General features: G+C 72.4%; 6 protein-coding genes and 1 pseudogene. All 7 read right to left on the bottom strand.

What is annotated here, in order from left to right; all coding sequences use genetic code 11:
* Positions 1-101: 101 nt before the first annotated feature.
* Complete coding sequence (locus H1A17_RS17500) at positions 102-1,343, bottom strand: acyltransferase family protein (RefSeq protein ID WP_145919659.1); 1,242 nt, start codon at positions 1,341-1,343, stop codon at positions 102-104.
* A gap of 322 nt (positions 1,344-1,665) precedes the next feature.
* Entirely contained in the window at positions 1,666-2,883 is a 1,218-nt protein-coding gene (locus tag H1A17_RS17505; RefSeq protein WP_145919660.1) for an RNA polymerase sigma factor, read from the bottom strand.
* The gene (locus H1A17_RS17510) at positions 2,880-3,251 is read right to left on the bottom strand and encodes a YciI family protein (RefSeq protein WP_194822353.1); all 372 of its coding nucleotides are present in this window, start codon (positions 3,249-3,251) and stop codon (positions 2,880-2,882) included. Before H1A17_RS17510 ends, H1A17_RS17505 begins: the two co-directional genes overlap by 4 nt.
* 217 nt (positions 3,252-3,468) lie before the next feature.
* Positions 3,469-4,773, bottom strand: a complete 1,305-nt coding sequence (gene rfbH, locus H1A17_RS17515) for a lipopolysaccharide biosynthesis protein RfbH (protein WP_145919662.1) — start codon at positions 4,771-4,773, stop codon at positions 3,469-3,471.
* A gap of 108 nt (positions 4,774-4,881) precedes the next feature.
* The gene (locus tag H1A17_RS17520) at positions 4,882-6,060 is read right to left on the bottom strand and encodes a nucleotide disphospho-sugar-binding domain-containing protein (RefSeq protein WP_145919663.1); all 1,179 of its coding nucleotides are present in this window, start codon (positions 6,058-6,060) and stop codon (positions 4,882-4,884) included.
* Positions 6,061-6,214: 154 nt separating this feature from the next.
* The gene (locus H1A17_RS17525) at positions 6,215-7,786 is read right to left on the bottom strand and encodes an ABC transporter substrate-binding protein (RefSeq protein ID WP_168222481.1); all 1,572 of its coding nucleotides are present in this window, start codon (positions 7,784-7,786) and stop codon (positions 6,215-6,217) included.
* Between the two features lie 64 nt (positions 7,787-7,850).
* Positions 7,851-8,066, bottom strand: a pseudogene (locus H1A17_RS17530) (ABC transporter ATP-binding protein); the annotation flags it as partial.

An 8,066-nucleotide genomic window follows, 5' to 3' on the forward strand; every position in this document is an offset into this window, starting at 1 on the left:
TCCCCCCGGCAGGCGTCAGCCCCGCCGGATCCCCCTTCCGGCGGGGCTGACTCGGCCCGCGCGACCACCACGTCACGCGGCCCGGCGAGCGGGGGCGCAGGTCAGCGGGCGGCGGCCTGCGGCACGGCCGCCTCGGTGGCCGGCTTCTCGTCCCGGCGGCGTCGCCGGCCGTTGAGCAGGGCGCCGATGAACGTGTACCGGACCAGGTAGCGGTAGCTGAGCAGGGTGACCGGGTAGGTGACCAACAGGATGGCCGGGAACTTCACGAACCACGGCAGCGCCACCTGCGACACCGCCGCCTGCAACGCCATCACCAGCGGGAGGTGGACGACATAGACCCAGTACGACGCGTCGGCCACGTACCGGATCGACGGGTTCGGCCGGGACAGGTAGCGCATCGCCGCGCCGATCAGGCCCATCGTCCAGGCCCAGACGGCGAGCGTGTAGACCACCGCGTAGACGACCTTGTGCCAGCCCAGCGCCTCGGGTTCGGTGTCCGGGGTGAGCCCCACCATCGCCAGCGCGACGCCGGTCAGCACGACCGCCGCCACCAGGTTGCGCGGGTAGCGCCGCTCCCACACCCGGATCACGTCCACCTGGCGCTGGAGCAGCCAACCGAAACCGAACGCGCACCCGTAGGCGACCAACGCCACCGGGTTGGGGATCAGCCCGTTCTCGGCCGGCGGCACGCCGTACCAGAGCAGCCAGTCCTGCTTGAGCAGGAAGGCCACGCACAGCGGGGCGCCGACGACCAGCGGGGTGAGGTCCCGGGCGACGACGGTCCGCACGATCGGGTCGACGAGCCGGCTGCGCCGGGTGCCGTCGGCGTCGAGCAGGTTGACCACCGCCCGGACGGCCAGCGCCAGCACGTAGAGCACCAGCAGCCAGTAGAGGAACCACAGGTGGGTCAGCGGGAACGTGCTCGGGGTCATCGGGGTGGCCCCCGGGACCTCCTCGCCGGCCAGGTTCGCCGCGATGATGATCGCCACCACCGTGGAGGCCATCACCAGCGGCCAGAAGATCACCAGCGGGGCGAGGATGCGGACCGCCCGGTTGCGGACGAAGCCGCCGGTGCCGCGCCGGTGCAGCACCAGCCGGGCGAAGAAGCCGGCGATCAGGAAGAACAGCGTCATCCGGAACACGTGGATGACGAAGTAGGTGCCGTTCATCACCGGGCTCGTCGACACGTCCCCCACGACCCAGGTGCGGGGCTCCAGGAAGGACAGCGTCGTGTGCAGCACGACGCCGAGGAGCAGGGCTCCGGCGCGTACCGCGTCGAGGGCGTGCAGGCGTTCGGTGGCGCTCGTGGCGGCGCCGGGGACAGGGGTCGAGGGGATGGCCATGCTCTGCTCTCCACTACCCGCGGTCTCGGGTCCGTCCCGATTCCGCGCGTTCGTCGGGCGTCGGGAATGGGCGGCGCCGGCCGTTCCGGACACCGTGGTGCGCGTTCCGGCCCGACCGGCCGGACGGCACTGAGGGAGTTGCCGTCGACCGCTACCTGGAGGCTATAAAGCATAGACAATCATGGTCATCCGCACTTGCGGCAAAATTGTTTCATCTTTTGGTTGCCGGCATCGGCCTTTCGGCCTTTCCGGCTGATTCGTCGTTGTCCCACGTCGATTTCGGCGCGCCGGCAGGCATTGCGCCCGGCCATTTGTCGCCGGGTCAGGACCGCTGGGTGGCGCGCAGCCGCAGAAAACGTTGCTCCGGGACGCTGAGGGTGGACCGGGCGGCCAGCAGGTAGTACCGCCGGGCCTCGTCCCGGTCGCCGAGCAGGTCGAGCAGGTGTGCCCGGACCACGTGCACCCGGTGGTTGCCGGCGAGCACCGGGTCGGCCTCGGCGGCGGTCAGCTCGGCGAGCGCGGCCTGCGGGCCGTCCACCATGGCCACCGCCACGATCCGGTTGAGCGCGACCATCGGGCCGGGCGCGATGCGACGCAGCAGGTTGTAGAGGCCGAGGATCTGCGGCCAGTCGGTGTCCTCGGCCCGGGTCGCCTCGTCGTGCACCGCGGCGATCGCCGCCTGCACCTGGTACGGACCGACCGGTGCGCTGGCCAGGGTACGGGTGATCAGTGCGACGCCCTCGGCGATCGCCCGCCCGTCCCACCGGGACCGGTCCTGCTCGGCCAGCGGGATCAGCGCCCCGTCAGGCGCCGTGCGGGCCGGCCGGCGGGCGTCGGTGAGCAGCATCAGCGCCAGCAGCCCGGTGACCTCCGGGTCGTCGGGCAGGTGCTCGTGCAGCTGCCGGGTCAGCCGGATCGCCTCGGCGGTCAGCTCGATCCGGTTCAGCGCCGGCCCCGAACTGGCCGTGTACCCCTCGTTGAAGATCAGGTAGAGGACCTCCATCACGGCGGCCACCCGCGCCGGGCGTTCCTCGGGGGCGGGCATCCGGAACTCGATGCCACTGGCCCGGATGCGTTGCTTGGCCCGGCTGATCCGCTGCGCGACGGTGGACTCCGGCACCAGGAAGGCCCGGGCGATCTCGGCGGTGCTCAGCCCGCCGACCGCCCGCAGGGTGAGCGCCACCTGGGAGGCCCGGGTCAGCGCCGGATGACAGCAGAGCATCAGCAGGGTCAGCGTGTCGTCGACCGCGGAGACCGGGCCGGGCTCCGGGCCGGTCAGCGCCGCCACCGCCCGTTCCCGGCGACGGCGGGCGGCGTCGTTGCGCCACAGTTCCGTCCAGCGGCGGGACGCCACCGTGGTCAGCCAGCCCCGGGGGTTGGCCGGCAGCCCCTCCTCGGGCCACTGCACGGCCGCCGCGAGCAGCGCCTCCTGGACGGCGTCCTCGCAGGTGTCGAAGCCGCCGTGCAGGCGTACCAGGGTGGAGAGCACCTGCGGCGCGTGCTCGCGCAGCAGGTCCTCGACCTCCGTGGTAACGGTCACGCGTCCGCCTGGGCGGCGTCGAGGACCGGGCGCACCTCGACCAGGCCGAGTTGCGCCTCGGGAATCCGGGCCGCGTGCGCCACCGCCTGCTCGATGCTCGCGCACTCCACCAGGTAGAAGCCGGCGAGGTACTCCTTCACCTCGGGGAAGGGGCCGTCGGTGGCGGTCGTCCGGCCACGCTCCACCCGGACCCGTCGGGCGGTGGACGGGTCGGCCAACGCCTCGGAGACGACGAGTTCACCGGTCGCGGTCAACTCGTCGACGAGGGCGGCGTGGGCCTTGACACCCATCTGCCGTTCGGTGTCGGACATGCCCTGCCACGCGTCACGAGCCTGTTCGTTGTGGCTGATCAGGATCAGATACTTCACCGCACCTCCAAGGTCGGAGATGATTGTCCCACCAGTAGGTCGAAACCAGCATCGCCGCTTCGACACATTACAGAACCGCAGCTCAGTGCGGGTAGGTCGGCGCGGCGGTCGGGTGTCGCGTCGTTTTCTCCGGTGGGCTGGTGGCATCGGGTCGGACGGCCGGCGGGGCCGACGAAATGGAATTCGTCTTCTCGTCGTCGGGTGTTTTCTCCGCCCCTCACCCCCGGTCGGCGACGAACTCCAAGATCGACGCTCCGACATAGTCGATCATCTCATCGGTGAGCGCCGGATAGACGCCGACCCAGAGCGTCTGCTCGGTGACGATGTCACTGTTGGTGAGATCGCCGACCACCCGGTAACGCTGGTTCAGGTACGCCGGGTGCCGGGTCAGGTTGCCGGCGAACAGCTGCCGGGTGCCGATCCGCCGGTCCTCCAGGAACGCCACCAGCTCGGACCGGCTGAACGGCGCGCCCGGGTCGACGGTGATGACGAACCCGAACCAGCTCGGCTCGCTGTTCGGGGTGGCCTCGGGCAGCAGCAGGTGCGGCACCCCGTCGAGCCGCTCACGCAGCCGACGCCAGTTGCGCCGACGCAGCGCGGTGAACTCGTCCAGCTTGGCCAGCTGGGTCAGCCCCAGCGCGGCCTGCAGGTCGGTGGCCTTCAGGTTGTAGCCGACGTGCGAGTAGATGTACTTGTGGTCGTAGCCCTGGGGGAGCGTGCCGAGCTGGTACTTGAACCGCTTCAGGCAGGTGTTCGACTCGCCCGGCGGGCACCAGCAGTCCCGGCCCCAGTCGCGCAGCGACTCCACGATCCGGGCCAGCGCCAGGTTCGAGGTGAGCACGCAGCCCCCCTCGCCCATGGTCAGGTGGTGGGCGGGATAGAAGCTGACCGTGGACAGGTCGCCGAACGTGCCGGTCAGCTCACCGTCGTACGTGGAGCCCACCGCGTCGCAGTTGTCCTCCACGAAGAACAGGTCGTGCGCGTCGGCCAGCTCGGCCATCTCCCGCGCCGGGTACGGGTTGCCCAGCGTGTGGGCCAGGATGATGGCCCGGGTCTTCGGGCCGATCGCCGCGGCGACCCGCTCCACCGAGGTGTTGTAGGTGCCCAGGTCGATGTCGACGAAGACCGGCACCAACCCGTTCTGCAGGATCGGGTTGACCGTGGTGGGGAACCCGGCGGCCACCGTGACCACCTCGTCGCCGGGGCGCAGCTGCCGGTCCTCCAGCAGGTCCGAGGTGAGCGCGCTGACCGCCAGCAGGTTCGCCGACGAGCCGGAGTTGGTCAGGTGGGCCTTGCGACGGTGCAGCTTGCGGGCGAACTCCGACTCGAACTTGCGGGCCAGCGGGCCGGCCGCGATCCGCATGTCCAGCGCCGCCTCCACCAGCGCCACCCGGTCCTCGGCGTCGAGCAGCGCCCCGGAGGGCCAGATCTCGGTCACCCCCGGGATGAACGGCTGGTTGGGCTGCACGTCCTGGTGGAACTTGCGGACCTCGTCGAGCAGCAGCGCTCTACGGTCACTCATGCCCCGATTCCTCCTCATGATCGCGACAGGTGTGCGTACCGGTGGCGGGACCGGACCGGGCGTGGTCCGGCCCGGTGACCGCCGGGGACCCGTGGTGGCGGGCGGTGCTCACCGACGCCACCGGGCGGACGACCCGCCGACCGGGGTGGCGTCGGCGGTGTCCCGCCGGACCAGCCGCTCCAGCGCCGCGACGGTCTCGGCCGGGGACGGCTGCGCCGCGACCTCCCGGGCCACCGCCGCGGCCGCGACCGCGAACCGGGGCCGGCCCAGGACCAGGCCGGCCGCGTCGGCCACCCCGCGCGGGGTGGCCGCGTCCAGCCGGACGGCCACCCCCACGCCCGCGGCGGCGATCGCCTCCGCGTTCTCCAACGCGTCGTCGAACTTCGGCAGCACGATCTGCGGGCAGCCCGCCGCCAGCGCGGTCAGGGCGGAACCCTGCCCGCCGTGGTGGATCAGCAACCGGCAGGTCGCCACCAGCTCCGACAACGGAATCCGGCCGGCGTGGCGGACCGCCGACGGCAGCGGCGGCAGCTCCCGGGCGGCCTCGTCGTCGATGGCGAGGACCAGTTCGGCGTCGAGGACGGCCAACTCCTCGACCAGCCCGCCGAGCAGGCCACCCATCCCGCCGCCGGTCAGCTGCGGCAGGACGGTGCCCATGGTCAGCCCGATCCGGGGCCGCGACGACGGGTCGAGCAGCCACTCCGGCACCCGGGCGGCGCCGTTGTACGGCACCGGCCGCAGCCCGAGGTGCGCCCGCGCGTGCGGCAGCCGCAGGCTGGGCGGCCACGGATCGAGCACCAGGTCGGCCCGGGGCAGCCGGGTCAACCCGAGCCGGTGCAGGTCACCCCGGAGCACCGTCTCGGCGGCGGCCCGGTACTCGACGAGTTCCGCGACCCCCCAGTGCAGCTCGACGTACGGGACGCCCTCGGCGCGGGCGGCCACCGGGCCGGCGTACTCGGAACGCTCGGCGAGCACCAGGTCCGGTCGCCAGGAGCGGACGGTGGCCAGGGTGCCGGCGAGGTTCCGCGACGCCATTGTCGCGAAGACCTCGCCGTGTCCGTAGGGGTCGTCCTCGATGCCGTGCGGCGCGTCCGGCCGCATCAGGTCACGGATGTCCATCCCCGGCCCGCTGGAGACCGCCGGCAGACCCGCCTGGGTCACCGTCGGCACGAAGTGCTCGGTGCAGGCGACCAGCACCTCGTGCCCCGCCGCCCGCAGCGCCCAGGCGAGCGGCACGAGCGGGAAGAGATGACCGTGCATCGGTGCGCTGGTGATCAGCACGCGCATCTGCGGCTCCGACGGCTATGGGCGCCGCCGGACTGCGCGGCGACGGATACCGGTACTGACTGTTACCAATAGCGGTACTGCCTATTACCAATAGATCGTGGCAGAGGCGGGGGAGGTAGACACCTCCGTGCGTGCCGTCTGGCCGTCCCGCCCGTCAGGTGGCGGGGCGGACCGTCACCACGCTCGGCAGGCCGTTGTCGGCCGCCGCCTCCAGCGGGGCGACCCGGGAGCCGGTCACCGCGATGCCGTCCATCCGGACCACCGGGGCGAACCAGGCCAGGTCGGTCAGCCGGGCCACCGCCTGCTGGAACAGCCCCGCCTGGGTGGCCGGGTCCGGCTCGGCGATCGCCCGGTCCAGCGCCTGCCGCAGCTGCGCGTCGTCCGTGGCGTACGGGTTGAACGGGTTGGCGACCGGCCGCATGAAGTCCAGTGAGGACAGGTACGTCGGCAGGTTGCCGTAGCCGAACGCGGTGACCGGGAACTTGCGGGACATCACGTGCTCCAGCCACTGCGGCACCTGGGTGTCGGTGGTCAGCTCCACGGTCACCCCGATCTTCTTCCACTGCCCGGCCACCACCTGCGCCACGGCGGCGATGCCCGGGGTGTGCGCCTCGGCCTTGACGGTGAAGCCGTTCGGGTAACCGGCCTCGGTGAGCAGCGCCTTCGCCCGGTCCGGGTCGTACGGGTAGCGGTCGTCCAGGGCCGCCTGGTAGCCGTCGAAGCCGGGGGCGGCGATCTGGCTGGTCGGGTGGGCGAACTCGCCGAAGATCGTCTTGGCGATGGTGGCCCGGTCGATGGCGTGGTTCAACGCCTGGCGTACCCGCACGTCGCGCAGCGGCGCGGCGACCGTGCCGTCGCGGTCGGCGAGCACCATGCCGAGCACCGCCACGCTGGCCGTGATGTGCTTGAGCCCGGCGGCGGCGACCGCCGGCCCGGCGTCGGCGTTGAGCGCGGCGTAGTCGATCTGGCCCGCCTGGATGGCCTGCACGGTGGCGTTCGCGTCCGGCAGCACCCGGACCACGACCTTCTTCCAGTGCTGCCCGTCCTTGTTCCAGTACCGGGGGTTGGGCAGGTAGGTGTAGTGGTCGCCGGCCACGGTGCCGGCCGGGTCGAGCTGGTAGGGGCCGGCGCCGAAGGTCCGCTGGGCGAGCTGGCCCGGGTCGGTCAGCCCGGCGGGGGAGACCACCGAACCGGAGAGGATCGCCTGGCTGAACAGCTGCCGCATCACCGGGTTCGGGCTGCTGTTGGTGACCACCACCGTGGCCGCGTCGGGCGCGGTGATGCTGGCGATGGTGGCCGCCCAGGTCTTCGCCTTCGGGCTGACCGTCCGCATGTACTCCAGCGACTTGACGACCGCCGGGGCGTCCAGCGGGGTGCCGTCGGCGAAGGTCAGCCCCGGCCGCAGCTTGAGCTGGAAGACCTTGTTTTGCCGGTCGACGTAGCCGAACGACTCGGCCAGCTCGCCGGTGAACGTCCGGTCGGCGTTCATCCGGATCAGCGGGGCGTACGCCAGCGCCACCGTCGGAATGTTGTTCAGGTCGATGTTGGCCTTGTACGGGTCGAGCGTCGGCGGGGCCGCCACCGCCATGGTCAGGACGGCGTCGTCGCCGCCGCCCCCCTCCTCGGCGGTGCCGGAACAGGCGGTCAGCGAGCCGACCGTGAGCAGCGCGGCGGCGACCAGGAGCCGTACCTGGTGGACGCTCCGGCGCGGACGATGCGCGAACATGGCCATCCTTTCCCGGCGGATGCCGGTGTCGAGGGGTTGCGGGTGCGGACGGTGCGGGATGCGGTCAGGGTGGCGGGGAGGCGCCCGCCGGGGTCGCCGGTGCGGTGCGCGCCGCCGACCCCAGGTCGGCGTGCCGCAGGCAGGCGCTCAGCACGCCGGTGGCCGTCGGCACCAGCGGCGGGCGCTGCCGGGTGCAGGCGTCGACCCGGTACGGGCAGCGGGCCGCGAACCGGCAGCCTGCGTCCCCGCCCGCTCCGGGGCCGGGCGTCGGGCCGTCCGG

This window comes from Micromonospora sp. S-DT3-3-22 (assembly GCF_015354745.1).
In the GTDB taxonomy this organism is placed as follows: Bacteria; Actinomycetota; Actinomycetes; order Mycobacteriales; family Micromonosporaceae; genus Micromonospora; species Micromonospora wenchangensis.